This is a genomic window from Geothrix sp. (assembly GCF_049292215.1).
Lineage (GTDB): Bacteria > Acidobacteriota > Holophagae > Holophagales > Holophagaceae > Geothrix.
This window is the reverse complement of sequence record NZ_JBATQW010000072.1, coordinates 1-21,003: the sequence shown is the minus strand read 5'-3', so window position 1 is coordinate 21,003 and position 21,003 is coordinate 1. Positions and strand designations below refer to the sequence as shown.

Sequence of the window (21,003 nt, the reverse complement as noted above, 5' to 3'; positions counted from 1 at the left end):
GCCTTGAGGGCCGCGACCTGGGCCGGGGCGAGGGTGGGCTGGACCGCGGCCAGGGGCGCGGCTCCTGCGGCGAGGGTGAAGACCAGGGCCGGCACCGGACGCATGAATGATCGAGACATGGAAACTCCTTGGGGTCCGGGATCGGTCAGTTGGCGGTGAGGGTGCCGACGGCGATGGAGAGGTCCGTCATGCGCATCTTCTTGTCGAGGGTCCACAGGTCATCGGTCGTGGCGCCGATGTCCTCGGGGATGGCCTTGGCCTTGGGGATCGAGAGGGTCAGGGCGGTTCCGGCCTTCAGGCCGGCTGCGGCATCGAACTGCAGCGCGATCTGACAGAGGGCCACGCCCGAATCCTGGGCGGCCTGGTCCCGGTCCTTCTGGTAGATGCCCACGGAGAGCAGGTTTCCCTTCTTGACGCCGCCGGTGATGGCCAGTGGCTCGCTGGGATCGGTGGAACCCAGGGCTTGCAGCTGGTAGACGCCCGTGTCGTGGATGGGCAGCCCGTCGCTGAAGGCCGCGAAGGTCACCCCGGCGGGCGCCTGGAGGTTGAAGCCCACGCCCCGGGTCTTGAGCCCGGCGGGACCGACGAGGTTGAGCACGATCTTCGTGGTTGTGGAGGAGGGATCCTTCACCAGGCGCCAGCCGCTGCCGGTGGGGTTCGTGTAGGTGAGGCCCTGGGCGGGGTTCGGGGCGGGCGCGGGAGCCGGAGCCGCGGAGTGGGAGCCGCCGCCGCAGGCCAGGCCCAGGAGGAGCGCCAGGGAGGGGGAGAGGAGCGAAAGGGTTCGGATGCGCATGGAGTTCCTCACTTGACCCACCAGGTGGCCTTCATGGCGTCCACGAAGGTGGCGACGTCGCTGTCGTCCACCCAGGGCGCGTTGAACATGGAATGGGCTGGGTTGAGCCCGTTGGTCAGATACCAGGAGAAGGCGATGCAGCCGAGGTCCACGGCGTCCTGCTCGTTGTCCCCGTCTGTGTCGAGGTTCACGAGGAAGCAGCGGCCTTCTGCGAACTGCCTGGGGTCGGCCTGGCTGGTGGCGGTGATGGCGTACCAGCCTAGGTTGAAGGGGGTGGTCCAGCTGCCGTCGGCGTTGATCACCCCGCCCTTGTGGGTGTAGGAGGAGGCGCCGTTATACATGGAGGGGCCGCCCAGGGTCCAGGTGACGGCGGTGTTGGGGTTGTTCAGCACGGTGATGCGGGGACGCACCGTCTCGCCGATGGGGAGGAACTGCTTGTGTTCGTAGCCGATGTCCGAGGAGTGGTTCCGGGAGATCCAGTCGTGATCCCTCCAGTCCGCGAAGCGCACCTGGGTGCGGGGCCCTTCGCCATAGGCGCGGCCCACATTCACCGCCGCGAAGGCGTTCTCGACGGCATGGGAGGTCTCGCTGTCCATGCCGTAGCCGCCGGCACTCTCGCCGTAGAGCTCGAGGGCCACCTTGATGGCCTGTTCACGGGCATCCAGGAAGGTGACCTGACCCACGCCGCCACTGTAGAGGCGCTCGGTCACGGTCTTGAACCAGATGCGGGCCGCCTTGTCGTTGCCGATGCCCTTCATGCCCTGGGGCAGGTAGGGGCTGTAGTCGTCGGCGCCCGGCGTGCTGGAGGCGCCGTGGGCCAGGAAGTAGAGGGCGCGGTTCAGGACCCCCGCGGAGAAGTGGCCGTCCAGGTAGCTGAGGCCGTCGTACCAGCCGTCCGCGCTGCGCTGATCCTTGCTGGGCTTGTCCATCCAGCGGACGGGGGTGCCATTGCCCACCTTGAAGCCGATGCGCCAATCCGTGCCGGTCTCCGGGACGCTACTGCCCGGCTCGGCGGAGGCGTAGGCCTTGGCCATCTGGGCGAAGAAGTCCGAAGTGGCTTCGTTCAAGCCGGCCTCCTCGTACCCGGCGGCGTTCACAAACTTGGCCGTGGTGGAGGTCACGCCGTGAGTCATCTCGTGGGCCACCACGTCGAACTCCGTGAAGGAGCCATAGCCCCCAGGAGTGCCGGTGCCGAGGAAGAGGCCCATGGCCCAGGAATCCCAGGCGGCGTTGTTCCGGTACCAGCTGCCGGTCATGCCCACCTGGGCATAGATCGTGGTGCCCTTGCCATCGACGCCATCCAGGCCCAGCACGTTCTTGTAGAAGTCCCAGGTGGCGGTCATGGCGTACATGACATCCACACCAGCGGTCTGGCCGTTGGTGCCGCCTTCCGCGCCATAGGCGGTGAAGGGGAGCCCGTCACCCCAGGTGTTCTCGGTGTTGCCCTGGAACAGGTAGGACATCCAGGTGTTGTTGCCTTCGGCATCGTTCTGCTCGTACCAGGCCTGCAGGCCAGTGGCGCTCCAGCCCGACTCATCCGGAGTGAACCACTGGAGGTTGGGGTTCGGCAGGGTGCCGCGGGTGGGGTCATACATGGCGTAGGTGCCGTCCAGCATCAGGCTGGTGGGGATGGAGACCGTGCCGTTGTAGTAGCCCTTGCCGGTGCCCGTGGCGGGCGTGACGGCCTGGCGCTCGATGGCATCATTCACCCGCAGGATCTTGCCGCTGCGGCCGTCGATGTAGTAGGTGAGCTGCTTCAGGCCATCCTGCTCGTTCTGCAGGCGGGTCTTCACCTCGTAGGCCCAGACGAAGGGCTCGGCCAGCTTGGGGAGCACGGTGAGCTTGCGGTCCACCACCGTGCGGCCGGTCTCGGGGTCGACGGTGGTGGCCACGCCGCCGAGAAACTGGGATGGGAAGACGACCCGTTCCACCCGGGGCGCGTCCTTCATGACGCCCTTGGGGTCCAGGTGGCGCAGGGCGATGGCCGTGGCCTTCTCGGCCGACAGGGTGGGCTCGGCGGCCACCTTCAGGTTGCCCTGGAGGTGATGGGTGAAGGTTTGGATCGCACCGCCCAGGGGGACCTTGGCGATGGCCTGGCTGCCGACCACCCGGTGGCCGTCGAAGGTGTGGTCGAGGCGGACGACGGCCTCGCCTTCGGCGTTGGTGAAGGCATGCACGGGGACGAAGGCCTCGCGGTCACTGAGGCCCAGGCTGGGGCGCAGGCTCATGAGCTGCCCCTGGGCGAGGGTCACGCGCCTGGGCTGCTGGGCCACATGGTAGGCCCGAGCGCTGGCCGGAACTGGCTGGGCCGCGGAGAGGCCGGCGCCCAGGGCGAGGGCGAAGACCAGGGCCGTCAGCGGGCGGGGAAGGGTGCCGTGCATGGGGGCTCCTTGGACGGAAGGGGAGGAAGGATGCTTAGTTCGCACGGAGGGACCCCACCGCGATGGTCATGTCCACCAGCTGGGCCTTGCTGGCCATCTCCAGGGTTGGCGAGATGGCAAAGGCTCCGATGTCCTCGGCCATGTGCTTGGCCTTGGTGATGGCAAGGGGAAGGGTGTCGCCCACCTTCAGGTTCGCGGCGGCGTCGTATTCCAGGGCGATCTGGCAGAGGGGCTGGCCCGAGTCCTTGGCGGTGGCCCGGCGATCCTTCTGAAAGATGCCCACCGTGAGCAGGTTGCCGGCCTTGACGCCGCCTGCGATGAGCCGGGGTTCCAGGGGGTCCGAACCCACCGCCACGGAACCATCGCCGGGCCAGGGATTGGTGTTCCAGAGCTCGTAGGCACCCAGATCCTTGATGGGGAAGCCCGACTCGGTGAAGGCGCCGAAGCGGATGGCATCGGGCGCCTTCAAGTTGAAGCCGGCGCCGCGGGTGTGGAGCCCGGAGGGGCCCACAAGGTTGAGCAGCAGGCGAGAGGGCGTGGAGTGGGCATCCTTGACCAGCCGCCAGCCGGTGCCCGTGGGGTCGGTATAGGCCAAGCCTGTGGCCGCGGCGGGCGGGACGGGTGCCGGAGTCGTGTGGCTCCCCCCGCCGCAGGCGAGGGTGAGGCTGAGCAGCAGCCCCGAGATCAGAAAGCCGAGCTTGCGCATCGCTGTCCTCTTGAAAGTGGCCCCGGCGGTTTGGGTGATCCCGGAGCGAAGATGGAAAAGGAAACCAGGTGGAACGGAGCGGAGGTGAAGGTGGGCTAGCTGGCGACCCGGCGGCTCCGCCCCAGGAAGCCCTGGGACGAGAAGGCGGAGTCCGCTGCGATGAAGCGGAAGCCCGCAGGGGAAGTGAGCACGCTGGTGGCCCCCAGGAGAATGCGGAAGGCCTCGGAGTCCAGGTGGGCCTCCAGGTGGGCCAGGTCCTTCCAGACCATGAAGATGAAGAACTCAGGCCCGCCCGAGGCCTCCTGGCCGATGGTGCACTCCAGGCAGCCGGCCTGCTGCCGGATCTCGAGCTTCAGGCTCTGGAGGGTCTGGAGGAACTCCCCCTGCTTCTCGGGGCGGGCGGTCAGAAGGGCACTCATGACCTTGACGCTGGACTTGGGGCTGGGTTTCATGGGCCGGGTTTTCCTCTCGGTGAACTCCCATCTCAGCGCAAGGCCAGTGCCAGCGAGATCGCTAGCCTTGGCCGGATCACAAATCCTCTGTTGATATCTATTTGAGGGATGAGTCGGCCCATGTGGGCCCGGACGAGGACCAGCATAAGCCCACGAAATTTCGTGGCCCACGGCATGTCGTGGAAAATTAGGCCCACGAAAGGGCCGACTCAATCCCGTTACCCGGGGGCGGGGAGGTCAGTCCTCCCGGCGCTCGATTCCCAGCTTCTGCATCCGGGATCTTAGGGTGCTGGGGGCCAGCCCCAGGATGTCGGCCGCGCCCCTGGCGCCCTCCACCTTCCAGTTGGTGGCGTCCAGGACCTTGATGATGTGCTCCCGCTCCACCTCGACCAGGCCCGGGAGGAGGCCGGAGCCGACCGGGCCCGAGGGGGCGGGCCCCAGGCGGTCCGGCAGGCGCAGCATGGGACCCTCTGAGACCAGCACCGCCTGCTCGATGAGGTTCTGGAGCTCTCGGACATTGCCGGGCCAGCCGTAGGCCTGCAGGGCCTGGACCACGGAGCGCGGCAGGTCCAGGGGGCTGCGCCCCAGCTTCTGGCAGAACCGGTCCAGGAAGAACTGGGCCAGCATGGGGATGTCCTCCTTGCGCTGGCGGAGAGGGGGTACCGAGATGGGAAAGACATTGAGGCGGTACCAGAGGTCCTCACGGAAGCGGCCCTTGGCCACCTCCTTGGCCAGGTCCCGGTTGGTGGCGGCCACCACTCGCACGTCGGCCTGCAGGGTGCGCGTGCCGCCCACCCGCTGGTACTGGCCGTCCTGGAGCACCCGAAGCAGCTTGGCCTGCACATCCGGGGATAGCTCGCCCACCTCATCCAGGAAGAGGGTGGCGCCGTCCGCCAGCTCGAAGCGGCCCTTCCGCAGGGCCTGGGCGCCAGTGAAGGCGCCCCGCTCGTGGCCGAACAGCTCGCTCTCGGCCAGGCCCGGGGGCAGGGCGGCGCAGTTGACCTTGACCAGGGTGCGGTCCTTGCGCGGACCGAGGTGGTGGATGGCCTCGGCCACCAGCTCCTTGCCCGTGCCCGTCTCGCCCTGGATGAGCACGGTGGTCTCCGAAGGTGCCACCTGCCGGATGCGGAAGAGCAGGTATTTCATGGGGTCGCTCTGGCCCACCAGCTCGCTGGAGCCCTCCACGGCCTGGATCTTCTCCCGGTAGTAGGTGTTCTCGGCCTCGAGCTGGTCCTTGAGGACTCCGATCTCCTGGTAGGCCTGCTTCAGCTCCAGCTCACCCTCCTTGCGGGCCGTGATGTCGCGGATGCTACCCCGGGTGCCGGCGGAGTGGCCGCCGTCGAGGCGCACCGGGTTGTTCGTCTGCTCCACCCAGCGGATCTCGCCGACCTGGTTGCGGATCCGGTATTCGAGGGAGGCGGGCTCGGTGGCGGCCAAGGCCTCGGCCTGGTGCTCGTTCCAGGCTGCCCGGTCCTCCTCCACTACCAGCTCGGCGAGCAGGGCTGGATCAGTCCGGAAGGCTTCCGGCGCGAAGCCGCTCACCCGCTCACAGGCCGGTGACAGATAGTCAAAGCCACCATCGGGTCGCTGCCAGAACTCCCAATCGTGGGTGAAGTCCGCCACAGTGCGGTAGCGGGTCTCGGCATCGGCCAGCGCCCGCTCGATGCGCTTCCGGCGCCGCAGTTGGAGGATCAGTCCCGTCACCAGCAGGGTCTCGATGAGGATGATGCCCAGGCCCAGGCTGATCTCCTTCCAGTAGGCGTCCCAGAGGCTCACTTTCTTGAAGCGCAGGAGGGTGCCGGGGGGCAGGTGGCTCTCCCGGAGGCCCCAGCGCTTCACCTGGCGCCAGTCGAACATGGGGGCCATGCCCGCATCGGCGACCAGGGGGATGGCCGCGGCGGACTCGCCTTGGAGGACGCGCCGGCCCAGCTGGGCGGCATCCCGGCCGGAAAGCTCCATGCTCAGGAGGACACCGCCAAGGATGCCGTCGCCAAGGTCCTCGGTGAGCAGGCCGAAGACCGGCCGTCGACTGGCGGCGGAGATGGCGGACAGGGCCTCGTTGGTGTAGAACTCCCGTCCCCCGGCATCCTTCAGGAGGCTGCCGAACAGCACCAGCTCGTCATCGCGCAGGGCCTTCACTTTCACCTGGATCTGCTCGAGGGTGAGGTCGTTCAGGTAATCGAGGCCGACGCGGCCCGAGAAGGAATTGAAGATGATGCGGCCCATCTCGGCCTGGTTGCGCTCATAGTCGCTGGCTCCGAGCACCACCTGGATGCGGCGGGTCTGTGGGTACATCGCCAGCATCAGGTCGATGGTGCGGGGGGCATTGTTCGCGGGCAGGGCGCCCGTGAGGCCGGGCCGCCGTAGGCGGGCCGCCTCCACGAATCGCCTGGCGATATAGCAGGTCACGATCGGCGTATCAGGGAGGAACTTCTTCGAGAGCACGAACTCCAGAGCTGTGGGGCCCACCACCACCAGCAGATCCACTTTCCGGGCGGCGTACTTCTCGTTGTAGAGGGTGAGGAGGCTCGCGTCGTAGGTGGGGCTGGCGAAGCGGTCCAGGCCGGTGTACTCGCTGTAGACATCGAGCGGATCGGGTGAGTCCTTCTGGAGCCCCTCCGTGATGGCGCTGCTCAGCTCGCGCAGACCCGGCACGTCCTGCGGGAGGGAGTAGAGCACCACGGCGGTCTTCCGGGGTCCCCTGGTGGTCTCCCCGCGCCCGGTTTCGGCCAGGGCTGGAGCCAGGGCCAGCGCCACCGCGGAGGCGGCCCGCGCCCACTTCGTCAACCAGGCATAGCGGCTCAAGCAAGGCATGACCTCGATGGTAGCCGAGGTCCCACGGCCCACCGTGGCTCCGCTCGGTTTGGTAGGATGCCTGGATGTCATCCACTGGATCGTGGCGATTGGCGAGGCTGGCCCCCCTGCTGGCGGCGGGGCTATGGCTGCTGCCTGGCTGTTCCAGGCCGCGCCCCGTGCTGGAGCGCCAGATTTCAAGATCGCCGGTCCAGAGGACCCTGCCGCGCCTCGGCTTCACCCTGCAGGCGGGGGCCTTCGCCAAGGTGGAGAACGCGGCGCGCTTTTCGCAATCGCTCCAGGCTCAAGGACAGGAGGCGGCCTACTACGCCTCGGGCGATGGCCTCTACCGGGTGCGCTTCGGCGACTTTGCCACCAAGGAGCAGGCCCGGGCCCGGGGCGAGGCACTGAAGGCCGCCGGCGTCATCGAGGCCTTCTGGGTGGTGGCCCCGGATGGCTCGGCGCCGGGGGCCGGTGGTCCAATCCGCCTCCGCCCACTGGATGAGCGGGGCCTCCGGGCCAGTCTGGTGGAGTCGGCCCGGGGCTACCTGGGCGTGCCCTATCTATTTGGTGGCACCACCGAGCGGGGCTTCGACTGCAGCGGCCTCACCGGCGCCGTCTATCGCCTGAACGGCCTGCGCCTGCCTCGCTCCTCCCAGGCCCAGTTCGACGCGGGCAGCCCCGTGGACCTCGACTCGGCCCGGCCGGGAGACCTCCTCTTCTTCGCCACGGGCGGCGGAGGTCGCATCAGCCATGTGGGGGTGTATTTAGGGGAGGGGGCCTTCATCCACGCTCCGCGACCCGGGCAGAGCATCCGGCAGGATGAGTTGTCGGAGCGCTATTTCCAAAAGGCCTTCGTGGGTGCCAGGACCTACTTGTAGGGAATGGCCGTTAGGAATTTATTTTGAGCATCAGTCGATTTTTTGAAAATTGACTACAGAAAAGCCCTAGACTGTGAATTGCCCGTCTGTTGTACGGGCAGAAAAAAGCGCTGCTGCCTCGCCTGGAAGGGACATCGCATTCATATCCAGGACGAAGAAAGCAGGAAAAATCATGGCTCAAGGCACCGTCAAGTGGTTCAACGCCGAAAAGGGTTTCGGATTCATCACCCCCGACGAGGGTGGTGCGGACCTGTTCGTGCATCACTCCGCGATCGAAACCACGGGTTTCCGTACCCTGGATGAGAATCAGCGCGTCAGCTTCAACGTGGGACAGGGCCAGAAGGGCCCCCAGGCGACCAACGTCACCAAGATCTAGTCCCTACCGTTCACAGAAATCGGCCCTCCCATCGGAGGGCCGATTTTTTTGGCATCCCTTTGGCGGTAGTCCCCTTGTCCCGGCCGCTGGCTGGGCGAGAGGTGCCCAATGGATCCTGGATACTATGTCGCCGCTGGCAGCCTGAAGGCCCGTGCCTTCCAGCTCGAGGTGGTGGCCAACAACCTGGCGAACGCGGCCACGGTGGGCTACAAGCCCGACCAGGCCTTCTTCGCCGTGTTCAACAAGGCGGCCGGTAGCGGGCGCAGGCTGCCCCTGAGCGGCTACCTCAATGATGGCGTGGTCTTCGCCGAGACCGGCGTGGTCACCGAACAGGGCAACCTGCGGGCCACGGGGCGGCCCCTGGACCTGGCCATCGAGGGCAACGCCTTCCTGACGGTCCAGACCCCCGCCGGCATCCGGGTCACCCGGGATGGTCGCGTGCAGATGGGTGTGGATGGGCAACTCCAAGCCGCCGATGGCAGCCCATTACTCGGCAAAAATGGCCAGCCCATCAAGGTGGATCCCAAGAATGGCCTCGTCTCCATCTCGGTGGACGGGTCGGTCTCCCAGAAGGAACAGGTGCTCGGCCAGCTGGACCTGAAGGCCTACGAGAAGCCCGGCGCCCTGAAGCGGGCCGGGGCACTGCGCTTCGACCCCACGGGCGCCAAGGAGGCGCCGGTGAAGGGGACCCTGACCCAGGGCCACCTCGAGCAGAGCGCCGTGGATTCGGCCTCCACCATGGTCGAGATGATCCGCCTGAACCGGCTCTACGAGATGAGCCTGAAGGTGGCCTCCACCCTTACCAATGACCTGGATTCCCGTTCCATCAACGACGTGGCCATCAGCCGCTAGCCCTCGGTCTTCTTCAGCGAATCAATCAGGAGGTTCCCATGATGCGTGCAATGTGGTCGGCAGCGGCGGGCATGAATGTCCAACAGTTCAACATGGACACCATCTCCAACAACCTGGCGAACGTGAACACCACGGGCTTCAAGAAGGCCCGGGCGGAGTTCCAGGATCTGCTCTACCAGACGGTGAACCTGGCCGGCTCCAGCTCTAGCACCAGCACCACCATCCCCGCGGGCATCCAGCTGGGCCACGGCGCCAAGCTGCAGAGCCTCATGCGGCAATACAGCACCGGCAACATGCGGCAGACCACCAACCGCTTCGACATGGCCATCGAAGGCGACGGCTTCTTCCGCGTGACCACGCCGGACGGCACCCTCGCCTACACCCGCGACGGCAGCTTCACGACGGACCAGAACGGCGCCCTGGTGAACGCGGCGGGCTACCTGCTGGATCCCCAGATCACCATCCCCCAGGACACCCTGAGCGTGACCATTGCGCCGGACGGCACCGTCAGCGTCACCCAGACCGGCCAGACCCAACCCCAGCAGGTGGGCCAGATCACCATCTCGCACTTCGTGAACCCCACGGGCCTGAACCAGCTGGGCCGCAACCTCGTGCAGCCCACCCTGGCCAGCGGCGAGGCCATCGACGGCACGCCGGGCACGGACGGCCTGGGCACCATCAACCAGGGCTTCCTGGAAGTCTCCAACGTGGACGTGGCCGAGGAGATGGTGAACATGATCATCGGCCAGCGGGCCTACGAGGCGAACTCGAAGACCATCCAGACCGTGGACAACATGCTCAGCCTCGTGAACAACCTCAAGCGGTAGCCCCATGCGCGCCGCCTGGCTGTTCCTCCTTCCGCTGGCCCTCGTGGCCCAGGTTCCGCCCGCCGAGCGGCTGGCGGACGCAGCCCTGGCCTTCGCCAAGGTCGAGGCCGCCAAGCTGGGCGGCGAGCACAGCTTCAAGGTGGCCCAGCCACCCCGCGTGCCAGCGACCCGGCCCGGGAACCTCAGCTTCGAGGCCTCCCACCTCAGCAAACGGGAGCCCGTGGGCCACTTCTTCGTCGTGGTGGCCATCAAGGTGGATGGCGACCGGGTGGGCATGACCCGGGTGGACCTGGATGGCAGCTGGGTGGGGTCGGTCCTCCGCGCCAAGGGCGACCTGCCACGCCAGACAGAATTGACCGCGGAGCGCGTGGAGCCCAGCCCCTTCGAGGGCGTGCCGCCCGAAGGCGCCCTGACGGAGATTCCTGAAGGCCAGCGCCTCATGCGCGCGATGCCGTCCGGCAAGATCCTGACCCGGGGCGACCTGGAGGCCATCCCCCTGGTCCAGTCCGGGGACAAGGTCCGCCTGACGGCCTCTCACGAGACCCTGACCATCAGCTTGGACACCACGGCCCGCAGCCGGGCCGGCCTGGGCGATCGGGTGCGGCTCGAGGCCCCGGGCGCCCGCCGCCAGGTGACGGCCGTGGTCACGGGACCCGGTGAGGCGCGGCTGCAATAGCGACGGTTCTCACAGGATCTTTCCTTGGCCGGACAGGGATTCGACCGTATTCTGGTCCCTTGCGCAAGGAGGAGCCCATGGCTCACGAGGGTCACGAACACGGACCAGACTGCAACCACGAACACGACGATTCCTTCGAAATCGAAGTCGTTGAGCTCGAAGACGAGAATGGCGAAAAGGAAGAGTTCGCGATCCTGGAAGAGCTCGAGTTCGAGGGCCGCAACTTCGCCATCCTCGCGCCCCTGGCCGAGCTGCAGGCCCAGGAGGAGGGCACTGCGGATCCTGAGGAGGGCCTGAGCCTGGAGATCTTCGAGGTCAAGGACGACATGTTCACGCCCCTCGATGACGAGGAGCTGGCCGAGCGCCTCATGAAGCACCTCGACGAGCAGGAAGCCAAGCTCAAGGCCGAGGAAGAGAAGGACTGAGCCGGAACCCCCATGTATCGCACGAAGGCCCCCGGTTGGGGGTCTTCGTGCGTCTGGCAGGAACCCGGTACTCTGGAACCATGTTGTCCGATCCGATCCGCCTCGATGGCCGTCTCCTCTTTTTGACGGAGGATCCAGAGAGAGTCCTCCGCCAGTTGGCAGGAGAGGATCTCGATCCAGACGCCACCGGCCCCCTTCGGGACCAGATCAGTACGGATGAGATCACCCCGGCCTTCATCTGCTACCACTTCGACGAGAAGCTGGGCGACTTCCCTTACCTGGGCCTAAAGTGCGGCGAGGTCTTCCCAGTGAAGGAGGGCTCGGTGCGCGCCGGCGGCTTCGCCGTGAGTGTGGCCGGCAAGCGCCGGGGCAAGGGCAGCAGCCGCGAGGCCAGCCCCTATGCGGAACTGTGCGCGGGCATCCGCCTGGTGCTTGCCGAGAGCTTCGAGCGCATCTACCGCCAGAACGCCCAGAACCTGGGCCTGCTCACCAGCACGGACTTCGGTCTAATTCCGCGGCTCCGGCGGGGCGAGGCCATTCCCTTGGCGGAGTTCACGGCGGGCCTGGACGAGGTCACCGCCGAGATCGTGCGCCGGGGTGGACTCTTCGCCTACAACGCCGCCCGGCTGGCGGGCGAGGTGGCACCGCCGCTACCTGCCCACTCGCTTCGACCCATGACCTACGCCGAGAAGCTGCTGGCCCGGCACGCAGTGGTGGATGCCGGCGCCGGGAAAGTGGGGCTGCCCGCCGTGCGGCCCGGGGACGGCCTCTTCGTGCAGGCCGACTGGCGCTTCAGCCACGAATACGTGACCCCCATGGCCGCCCGGTTCCTGGAGCAGGCGCTGGGGACGGAGGTCACCCTGCGTGATCCGGCCAGCATCCTGGCCTTCCGGGACCACCTGACCTTCCTGCACCAGAGCATGAAGGCCGAACACCGCGCCATGGGCCTACTCACAGTGGCGGAGCGGCTGAAGCCAGCCCAGGAGGCCTTCTGCGGACGGCATGGCATCCGCCTCCACGGCGAGCTGCCGGATGGCTCCGGCAGCGAGGGCATCTGCCACTCGATCATGGCGGAACGCTACGCGGTCCCAGGTCAGTTGGTGGTGGGCACAGATTCGCACACGCCCCACGCCGGGGCCCTGGGCTGCCTCGCTTTCGGTGTTGGCACCACGGACATCGCCTGCGCCTGGGTTACGGGGGACGTGCGTGTCACCGTGCCGCCCACCCTGCGGGTGCGGCTGAGCGGCCACCTGCGGCCAGGCGTGTCCGCCAAGGACGTGGTCCTGCACCTCCTGGCCCAGCCCCTCATCCGTGAGGGCGGCGCCATCGGCCACGTCATCGAGTACCAGGGTGAGGGCCTGCTGGACCTCGATACCGATGAGCGCGCCACCCTCACCAACATGGCCGCGGAGATCGGCGGCTTCACGGGGCTCATCGCCCCGGACGCGGAGACGGTCCGGTTCATTAGCGAGCGCCGCGGCGCGGACCTGGTGCTGGAAACCTGGATGCATGGGGACGAGGGTGCGGAGTATGCCCACGCCCTGGAAGTGGACTGCCCGGCCCTGGGCCCCATGCTGGCCCGCCCTGGCGATCCCGGCAATGGTATGGCTCTGGCCGACCTCGACGGGGCCGTGCCCATCCACATCGCCTACCTGGGCAGCTGCACCGGGGGCAAGCGCGAGGACCTCCACCGGGCCTACGAGGTGGTGCGGAAGGCCGCAGCCGAGGGGCGCCGGGTACCGGAAGGCGTGCAGTTCTTCGTGCAATGCGGCAGCGAGGACGTGCGGTGCCACGCCATCGCCCAGGGTTGGATGGCGGCCTTCGAGGCCGTGGGCGCCACGGTGCTGGGCAGCTCCTGCGGCGCCTGCATCAATGCTGGACCGGGCGTGTCCACCAGCCCGGACCAGGTGACCATCAGCGCCATCAACCGCAACTTCCCCGGCCGCAGCGGCCCCGGCCAGATGTGGCTGGCCAGCCCCGCCACCGTGGCTGCTAGCGCCCTGGCAGGGCGCATCGTGGGCGCCGACGCGTGATCGATCCCGTCCACGCCGCCCGCTATCGCGCTCTCATCCTGGCCAACCAGGCTCGTCAAGGTGCTCCCGCCCTGGATCCCAGCTCGGAAGTGCTGGTGGTGGATACCGCCCGCCAGCACCTCGGCCTCCTTCTGGGCGGTCGCCTGGTCTTTGAGGCGGTCATCTCCACGGCGAAGAATGGCCTGGGCTGCGAGCAGGACTCGTACCGCACGCCCACGGGCTGGCACCGCATCCACGCCAGCATCGGCGCAGGGGCCGAGCTCGGCAGCGTGTTCCGCAGCCGCATGGCCACGGGCCAGATCTGGCGGGGGGAGGTGCTGGACGAGGACCTCATCCTCACTCGCGTGCTGACTCTGGATGGCCTGGAGGAGGGTTGGAACCGTGGTGCCGGCCGCGATTCCCGGGCGCGCTTCATCTACCTGCACGGCACAAACCAGGAGGGGCAGCTGGGCACGCCGGTCTCCCATGGCTGCGTGCGCCTGGCGAATGCCGCTGTGGCCGAGCTCTTCGACCTCGTGGCCGAGGGCGATCCCCTCCTCATCGCCGAGGGCTTGGAAGGGGATGCCTTCGGCCTGGGCCGCCTCCACTTCGCAGGAGTGGCGGGCAGCGGCATGAGCGCCCTCGCCCAGTTCCTGGCCATGAAGGGGGGCCGGGCCAGCGGCAGCGACCGCAGCTTCGATCGCGGCCAGCGGCCCGAGGCCAGGGGCCACCTCGAGGCCCTGGGCGTGATGATCACACCCCAGGATGGTTCCGGACTGGAGGGGGACTGTGCCGCCTTGATAGTGTCCACGGCCGTGGAGGAGGAAGTGCCGGATGTCGCGGCGGCGCAGCGCCTGGGCGTGCCCGTGCTGCACCGCTCCGAGCTGCTGGCGCACCTGGTGGCGCGGTATCGAACCGTGGCCGTCACGGGCACCAGCGGCAAGTCCACCACCGTGGCCATGACCTTCGAGATCCTGCGAGGCGCCGGCCGCGATCCCTCCATCATCACCGGCGGCGAGCTGGTGGCCCTGCAGCGCAAGGGTCGCTGGGGCAACGCCTGGGCGGGCGCGTCGGATCTGTTGGTCATCGAGGCCGACGAGAGCGACGGCTCCGTGGTGCGCTACCACCCGGCCCTGGGCGTGATCCTCAACCTGCAGCGGGACCACAAGGAGATGGCGGCCGTGGCGGAGATGTTCCGCACCTTCCGCTCCCAGCTGCGCGAGGGTGCAGTGGTGGGCGAGGCCGAGAACCTGTGCGAGTTCGCCGGGGATGCGTCGGTATTCGGCTTCGGTGAAGGGGCGGACCTGCGCGCGGAGAATCTTGCGCTCGACGGGGAGGGTTCTCGCTTCACCCTGCGTGACGTGGCCTTCCGCCTGCCCGTGCCGGGCCGGCACAACTTGGAGAACGCCCTGGCGGCCATCTCGGCCTGCGAGGCCCTGGGCGTGTCCCTGGCGGACATGGTGGGCCCCCTGGCCACCTTCCAGGGCGTGGCACGCCGCTTCCAGGTGCTGGGTAACGCCCGAGGGATCACGGTGGTGGACGACTTCGGCCACAACCCCGCCAAGGTGGCGGCTTCGATCCAGGCCGCCCACTTGCGGGTGCGGGAGGGCGGCCGTGTGCTGGCGGTCTTCCAGCCCCACGGCTTCGGGCCGCTGAAGTTCCTGCGCGCGGATTTCGTGGCGGCCTTCGCCGCCGAGCTCGCGCCGGCCGACCGGCTCTGGTTCCTGGAGGTGTTCTACGCCGGCGGCACCGCCGCCCGGGACATCAGCTCCGCTGACTTGATCGGGGACCTCCGGGCCCACAGAGTCGTCGCTGAGCTCGCGCCCACGCGGGAGTGGCTGGTGGCGCGGCTGGCGGCCGAGGCGAAGCCGGGCGACCTCATTCTCGTGATGGGGGCGCGGGATCCCTCCCTGACCGACCTCGCGAAGGCCATCTTGGCGGCCCTTCCCTCCACCGATCGCTGACTCGCGGTACCCTCAAGCCATGGAACCCGTCACCCTCCGCGCTGTCATGGCCGCGCTCCGCAAGCCGGAGTCGGGCTGTCCCTGGGATCTGAAGCAGGATCACCAGACCCTGGCCCGCTACCTGCGGGAAGAGGCGGCGGAGGTGCTGGAGGCCCTGGCAGCCCACAGGCCTTTCGACGAAGCCGCTGAGGCCCACCTCTGCGAGGAACTGGGCGACCTCTGGCTGCAGATCGCCTTTCATGCCCAGCTGGCGTCGGATCGCGGCGCCTGGGACATCCACGAGGTTGAAGCTGCGGTGGTGGAGAAGCTGGTGCGGCGGCACCCCCATGTCTTCGCCGAGGTGGCGGTGGACGGGGCTGATGCGGTGCTCACGAACTGGGCGGCCATCAAGCGCGAGGAGAAGGGCCTCACAGAAGGCACCGAGCCCCGCCTCTTGGAGGGCATCCCCGCCACCCTGTCGCCCATGGACGAGGCCCTGGAGATCGGCCGTCGCTGCGCCAAGGTGGGCTTCGAGTGGCCGGATATGGAAGGGGTGCTGGACAAAGTGAAGGAGGAGATCGCGGAGCTGCAGGCCGAGTCCGATCCCGTGCGGGTGGAGGAGGAGTTCGGCGACGTGCTCTTCAGCCTCATGCAGTGGGCACGCAAGAAGGGCGTTGATCCCGATGCGGCGCTGCGCCGCCAGATGATCCGATTCAAGGGGCGCTTCCAGGCCGTGGAGGACGATGCACGGACTGCTGGCGGTTGGGAGCGGCGCACCCTTGACGAGATGGAAGCCACTTGGCAGGCCGCGAAGCGGAAATGACGAAGCCCCGCCCGGAGGCAGGGCTTCGTGGCGCAGGTGCTGCCTAACCGATGATCTTCGACAGGCCGTAGGCGACCAGCGTGGAGGTGCCGACGCCGATGAGCCCGGGGAGCATGAAGCTGTGGTTGAGGAGGTATTTGCCGATCCGCGTGGTGCCGGTGCGGTCCATGTTGATGGCGGCCAGGTCGCTGGGGTAGAAGGCGAAGAAGAAGTAGGCGTAGCTGGCCGGGATGAGGCTCAGCAGCAGGGGCGTGGGCAGTCCCAGGGCGTAGCCGAAGGGCAGCATGATGGTGAGCGTGGCGGCCTGGCTCTTCACGAAGGCGGACACGCAGAACATGGCGATGGCGAAGGTCCAGGGGGCGGCCTGCACCATGGTCTTGATGTTGGCGATGAGGTAGCCCTCGTTGGCCTTGATGAAGGTCTCGCTCATCCAGGCGATGCCGAAGATGGAGACGACGGCGATCATGCCGGCGATGAAGACGCTGGAGCGGGCGATGTCCGGAGCCTTCACCTTGGTGGCGAAGAGGATGAAGGAGCCGAAGGCCAGCATGATGATCTGCACCACGGTGGTCATGGGCACCACCTTGCCGTTCACCAGGGGTAGCAGGCCGGGCTTCATGGCGATGAGGATGATGGTCAGCACGCCGGCGAAGAAGAGGCCCACGGAGAGCTTGGCCGTGAAGGGGATCTCCATGCCCAGGGTGGTCACGTTGGCGTCCAGGGCCTTGGCGAACTCGGGATCCTTCATGCGCTCGGCGAACTCGGGGTCCTGGTCCAGCTCTTTGCCGCGGTTGAAGCTCCAGGCGGCAGCGACCAGTACGCCGATGATGCCGGCGGGCAGGGTGATGCGGATGATGTCGAAGAGGCCCACGGGGTGACCGTTCTTGGCGGCCATGGCCAGAAAGGTGGTGACGGCGGCGGCCACGGGACTGGCCGTGATGCCCATCTGGGAGGCCACGCTGGAGATCGCCATGGGGCGCTCGGGTCGGATGCGGGTCTTCAAGGCAACGTCGGAGATCACCGGAAGCAGGGCATAGACGGCGTGCCCCGTGCCCACACAGACCGTGAGGAGGAAGGTCGAGAGCGGGGCCAGGATGGTGACGTATTTCGGGTGGGCCCGGAGCAGGCGCTCCGTGAGCTGCACCAGATAGTCGAGGCCGCCTGCCACCTGCAGGGTGGCCGAGGCGGTCACCACCGCGAGGATGATGAGCATCACGTCGATGGGTGGGGTGCCGGGCGCCACGCGGAAACAGAGCACCAGGACGGCCACGCCCAAGCCCCCGATGAGGCCCAGGGCGACGCCGCCCTTGCGGATGCCGATGAGGATGGCGCCAAGCACAAGGACGAATTGGATCCAGAACATCATGGCGGGGGACATGATCGACTCTCCTTTGAAAACCAGGCCCGGCCCGGTCTGAGATGGGGAATCGTACCAGACTCAAAGGTAATCAAACGCCAAGCTGCTTGGTTTTTTTAGTTGGTTATGGTTGGCTCGGCAGCGCCGCCCATCAGGTGGAGCTGAGGAATCAGGGGTAGGATGGCCACGTGTTGCACCGCCTCATCTACTCCGATTGGGACAATCCACCTGAATCCATGGCCTTCGAAGCGCCGTACGAGGAGATCCTCGCCCGGATCAAGGCCCTCCTTCCCGGCATCCTGGCGGGCAGGCATGAGGCCCTGGCTTCTCCCGCCACCATGCCTCCGGGCTACTGGGACGATTGCATCGCCCTCTACCTGCTGGCCCCGGCCCTGGTGAACATCTCACTCAATTTCAAGGTGTGCGTGGAGCAGGGCCTGCCGTTGCATCCGACCTACTACTTCGAGGTCAGTGAGGCCACCCGGTTCAAGGCCACCTATCCGACCCGTATGGTCGAGCATACGAACGAGTTCTTCATCGCTTCCATCGAGACCGCCCGAGGGCTCTATGCCCTCGAACCCGAGGCGGTGGAGCGCCTGGATGTCTACATCCGAAACCTGCCGGAGGTCATCTCCGGATTCATCTACACCAGCACCAAGGACAAATACACCTGGCGCGCCTCGAACCCCGCGAAGATCACGGATCTGGCGGACCACATCCAGAAGCACGTGTCACCGGCCCTGATCGTGGGCGCCGCGCACGGTTCCATTCTCTCGGGCCTCGTCCTGGCGAACCTGCTGAACACTCCCCTCTACTTCATCCGTTTCTCCATGTTCAAGCGCCAGGACACGAGCCCCATCCTCGCGCCCAGCGATCTGGCCTTCCTGGAGCCCTACAAGGCGGGCCCCGTGCTGCTCTTCGACGAGGATGTCGCCAAGGGCACCACGCTCACGAAATTCTCGGAGACGCTCCAGCCCTTCTTCCAGGAGTCCTACACAGCCAGTGTGCTGAGGCACGCCCTTTCGCCGTGCAAGCCCGACTTCGTCGGCCGTTCCTGGCACGACTGACCCCTGGACCTCCCACCGCGAGTCAGGATTGGCCACCCCGGTTGCTGGCTTGCGCTAGGCGGAGCGGTCCGGCGCGTTAGGATGGCCCTTTCTGGATGCCGACCTTGAACCCGCTCCCCTACCATCTGGTGACCCTCACCCACCCCGAGTGGGAGCAGGCCTTGGCCTGCGGCAAGCGCCTGGGTGACGACGCCCTCCCGGAGCTCCGGCTCGACCTCTTTCCGGATGCGGATCCCGAAGCCCTGGTGGATGCCCTGAAGCGCCGCTGCCTGGTGACCTGCCGACGGGTCGCCGAGGGTGGGCGCTGGCCCGATGACGACGAAGCCGGGCGGATCGCCCATCTAGTGAAGGCCCTCAAGGGCAAACCGCACTGGCTGGACCTGGAGTGGGACCTGCCCATTCCACCCGACATCCAGGCGGCCCGCACCCATGTGCGGCTGCTGCGCTCCATCCATGTCGGTCCCGGCGTCTTCGACCTGGAGACGAGGCTCCGCGACCTGCCCGAAGGCGAAGCCTTCAAGTGGGTGGGCTGGGCCGGCCGACTGTGCGACAACGGCCGCCTGCGCGCGCCCCTGGCCTGGGCCCGGAACCACGGCGTGCGCCTCGCGGCCTTCCTCATGGGCCCCAAGGGCCTGCCCAGCCGGGTCATGCAGTCTGCCTGGGGCGGGTCTTTCACTTATGCGGCGCCCGACGATGGTCCCCCGGCGGCGCCGGGGCAGCTGCCCCTGGCCACCCTGCGGGACTGGCGCAGTGCCAGGCTCCACCCGGGTCATGGTCTCTGTGGCGTCATCGGTGATCCCGTCCTACATTCCCGCGGCCCGGCCTTCCATAACCCGCGCTTCCAATATGCCTTCAAGGACCTGGTCTACCTGCCCCTTGTCTGCGCCGAGGCAGAGGAGGCCGTCGAGGCCCTGGATGCCCTGGACATCCTCGGCCTCAGCATCACCGCTCCCCTGAAGCTGGCGCTGCCCGAAGCGCTCGGCTTGGAAGGCCCCCTGAACACCCTCTGGCGCCGGGCGCCCGGCGCCCCCTGGCAGGGCGCCAACACGGACGCCGAGGCCTTCGGACAGGCCCTGTCGAACCTGACGCCGGGTCCCGTGCTGCTGCTGGGGGAGGGCGGCGTGGCCGCCACCAGCCGCGCCGTGCTGGAAGCCGCGGGGCGCCCCGTCCTGCATGTCTCGCGCCGTTCCCCTGCAAGGCCGGAGGCGGTCACCGCCTTCGCACCTTTGGGCCTCGTCCAGGCCACCAGCCTCGGCATGGCCGTGGAGGATCCGATCCCGTTCCCGGCGCTGCTGGAGGCTGCCCGTCCCAGCGCCCGCTGGGCCGTGGAGTGGATCTACAAGGAGGACACCGCCTTCGCGCTCTGGGCCAGGGAGGAGGGGCTGCTCCTGGTGGGAGGTGCAACCCTCTTCGAGGGCCAGGCCGAGGCCCAGAGCCGGCGGTTCATCGAGGGCTGCGGGGGCGCCAGTTGAACCCGGATAGCTGTTAATTTCAACGCATGGACCTCCTGCTGGTCGAGGACAAGGACAGCTTCCGGCGCCTGTTGAGCCAGGCCCTGGCGGGCTCGGTCTGGAAGGTCGAGGCCGTGGCTGATCCCCAGGCGGCGTTGCGGGCCCTGGAGGCCCGGCCCTTCCAGGTGCTGGTCACGGATCTGCGGCTGCCCGGCATGAGCGGCCTCGAGCTGATCCGCCGGGCCCGCTTGCTGCATCCGGGCCTGCGCGTGGTGCTCATGTCGGCCTTCGGCGAACCCAAGGACATCGTTGAGGCCATGCGGCTCGGCGCCGATGACTTCCTGCCCAAGCCCTTCGACCTCGACGCCTTCCTGACCCTGCTGGATCGCCTGCGGGCCCTGGTGGGCGCACCGCCCCCGGATCCGGCCGAGCCGTGGATCGCCCACAGCGGAGCCATGCAGGCCCTGGACGCTGCCCTCCGCCAGGCCGCCGCCACGTCGCTGCCGGTGGTGTTCCGGGGGCCCTGCGGCACTGGGCGTGAACGCAGCGCCCGCCGCCTCCATACCCTCCGCCACCCGACCGCGCCCTACCTGAGCATTCCAGCCGCGACCCTGGGTCCCGAAGGACCGGACCCCCGGACCCTTCAGTTGCTTGCAGGCGGCAGCCTCTTCCTGAGCGGACTTGAGCACCTCGCCCCGGCCGCGGCCGGCCCCCTGGCCCGGGCCATGGATGGCGAGGCGGGACGCCGCCTCGCCTGGATGGGAAGCATTGATGCCGATGGCCTGCTGTCGCCGGAGATTGCCGAGCGCCTGGGGTCCCTGGAGCTGCGGGTGCCCGCCCTGGCGGAACGCCGCGAAGACCTGCTGGCCCTGGCCCGCCTACTGCTGGAGCAGGCCGCCCGGCGGGAGGGGCGCCCCAGCCCCTGGCTGGAGCGCAGCGCCGAGCGCCAGTTGCTGGAGCACGCCTGGCCGGGCAACGTCCGCGAGCTGGAGGTGCTGGTGGGACGCACCTTTCTGTTCTCCGAAGGCCGGGCCATCCGAGCCTTCCCGGAACTGGGCCTCGGGCTGGAAGCGCCCCTCTGCCTGGCCTGGCCTGAACCGGGCGGGCTCGAAGCCATGCTCAAGGCCGTGGCCCACGCCGCCGAGGCGCAGCTCCTGCTGCGGGCCCTGGGCGAGGCCGGCGCCGACC

At 67.9% G+C, this 21,003-nt stretch carries 18 protein-coding genes; 12 read left to right on the top strand and 6 right to left on the bottom strand.

What is annotated here, in order from left to right:
* Positions 1 to 145: 145 nt before the first annotated feature.
* The 5 genes from WAS25_RS13255 to WAS25_RS13235 form a co-directional block, all read right to left on the bottom strand.
* On the bottom strand, positions 146 to 793 hold the full coding sequence (locus WAS25_RS13255) for a hypothetical protein (RefSeq protein ID WP_422312875.1): 648 nt from the start codon (positions 791 to 793) through the stop codon (positions 146 to 148).
* Between the two features lie 8 nt (positions 794 to 801).
* Complete coding sequence (locus WAS25_RS13250; RefSeq protein ID WP_422312873.1) at positions 802 to 3,174, bottom strand: M4 family metallopeptidase; 2,373 nt, start codon at positions 3,172 to 3,174, stop codon at positions 802 to 804.
* 34 nt (positions 3,175 to 3,208) lie between these two features.
* Positions 3,209 to 3,880, bottom strand: coding sequence for a hypothetical protein (locus WAS25_RS13245; RefSeq protein ID WP_422312871.1), 672 nt, complete (start codon positions 3,878 to 3,880; stop codon positions 3,209 to 3,211).
* A 95-nt stretch (positions 3,881 to 3,975) separates the two neighbouring features.
* Positions 3,976 to 4,332 (bottom strand): putative quinol monooxygenase, encoded by a 357-nt coding sequence (locus WAS25_RS13240; protein ID WP_422312869.1) that lies wholly within the window; start codon positions 4,330 to 4,332, stop codon positions 3,976 to 3,978.
* Between the two features lie 237 nt (positions 4,333 to 4,569).
* Entirely contained in the window at positions 4,570 to 7,146 is a 2,577-nt protein-coding gene (locus tag WAS25_RS13235; RefSeq protein ID WP_422312867.1) for a sigma 54-interacting transcriptional regulator, read from the bottom strand.
* Between the two features lie 65 nt (positions 7,147 to 7,211).
* Here WAS25_RS13235 and WAS25_RS13230 point away from each other — a divergent pair, with 65 nt between their 5' ends.
* The 9 genes from WAS25_RS13230 (at position 7,212) to mazG (ending at position 15,940) form a co-directional block, all read left to right on the top strand.
* Positions 7,212 to 8,006, top strand: coding sequence for a C40 family peptidase (locus WAS25_RS13230; RefSeq protein WP_422312865.1), 795 nt, complete (start codon positions 7,212 to 7,214; stop codon positions 8,004 to 8,006).
* 172 nt (positions 8,007 to 8,178) lie between these two features.
* Complete coding sequence (locus WAS25_RS13225) at positions 8,179 to 8,382, top strand: cold-shock protein (protein ID WP_285576980.1); 204 nt, start codon at positions 8,179 to 8,181, stop codon at positions 8,380 to 8,382.
* A 108-nt stretch (positions 8,383 to 8,490) separates the two neighbouring features.
* On the top strand, positions 8,491 to 9,234 hold the full coding sequence (locus tag WAS25_RS13220) for a flagellar hook-basal body protein (RefSeq protein WP_422312861.1): 744 nt from the start codon (positions 8,491 to 8,493) through the stop codon (positions 9,232 to 9,234).
* A 38-nt stretch (positions 9,235 to 9,272) separates the two neighbouring features.
* Entirely contained in the window at positions 9,273 to 10,061 is a 789-nt protein-coding gene (flgG, locus tag WAS25_RS13215) for a flagellar basal-body rod protein FlgG (protein ID WP_422312859.1), read from the top strand.
* A gap of 4 nt (positions 10,062 to 10,065) precedes the next feature.
* Positions 10,066 to 10,737, top strand: a complete 672-nt coding sequence (gene flgA / locus WAS25_RS13210) for a flagellar basal body P-ring formation chaperone FlgA (RefSeq protein ID WP_422312857.1) — start codon at positions 10,066 to 10,068, stop codon at positions 10,735 to 10,737.
* A gap of 77 nt (positions 10,738 to 10,814) precedes the next feature.
* Positions 10,815 to 11,162, top strand: a complete 348-nt coding sequence (locus WAS25_RS13205; RefSeq protein WP_422312855.1) for a DUF1292 domain-containing protein — start codon at positions 10,815 to 10,817, stop codon at positions 11,160 to 11,162.
* Between the two features lie 83 nt (positions 11,163 to 11,245).
* Positions 11,246 to 13,195 carry an aconitase family protein gene (locus WAS25_RS13200; protein WP_422312853.1) on the top strand — a complete coding sequence of 650 codons (1,950 nt, stop codon included), beginning with the start codon at positions 11,246 to 11,248 and terminating at the stop codon, positions 13,193 to 13,195.
* Entirely contained in the window at positions 13,192 to 15,138 is a 1,947-nt protein-coding gene (locus WAS25_RS13195) for a glutamate ligase domain-containing protein (RefSeq protein ID WP_422312851.1), read from the top strand. The genes WAS25_RS13200 and WAS25_RS13195 overlap by 4 nt, the downstream gene beginning before the upstream one ends.
* 19 nt (positions 15,139 to 15,157) lie before the next feature.
* Positions 15,158 to 15,940: a nucleoside triphosphate pyrophosphohydrolase gene (gene mazG, locus WAS25_RS13190; RefSeq protein ID WP_422312849.1), complete on the top strand. Its 783-nt coding sequence runs from the start codon at positions 15,158 to 15,160 to the stop codon at positions 15,938 to 15,940.
* 43 nt (positions 15,941 to 15,983) lie between these two features.
* Here the strand turns inward: mazG and WAS25_RS13185 are convergent, their stop codons facing one another.
* Complete coding sequence (locus tag WAS25_RS13185; protein WP_422312847.1) at positions 15,984 to 17,318, bottom strand: anaerobic C4-dicarboxylate transporter; 1,335 nt, start codon at positions 17,316 to 17,318, stop codon at positions 15,984 to 15,986.
* 167 nt (positions 17,319 to 17,485) lie between these two features.
* On the opposite strand from WAS25_RS13185, the gene WAS25_RS13180 reads away from it, so the two are divergent.
* The 3 genes from WAS25_RS13180 to WAS25_RS13170 form a co-directional block, all read left to right on the top strand.
* The gene (locus tag WAS25_RS13180) at positions 17,486 to 18,364 is read left to right on the top strand and encodes a phosphoribosyltransferase (protein ID WP_422312845.1); all 879 of its coding nucleotides are present in this window, start codon (positions 17,486 to 17,488) and stop codon (positions 18,362 to 18,364) included.
* Positions 18,365 to 18,468: 104 nt separating this feature from the next.
* Positions 18,469 to 19,836 (top strand): type I 3-dehydroquinate dehydratase, encoded by a 1,368-nt coding sequence (locus tag WAS25_RS13175; protein ID WP_422312843.1) that lies wholly within the window; start codon positions 18,469 to 18,471, stop codon positions 19,834 to 19,836.
* A 26-nt stretch (positions 19,837 to 19,862) separates the two neighbouring features.
* Positions 19,863 to 21,003: sigma-54-dependent transcriptional regulator (locus WAS25_RS13170; RefSeq protein WP_422312841.1), on the top strand; the 1,141-nt coding region annotated here is incomplete at its 3' end.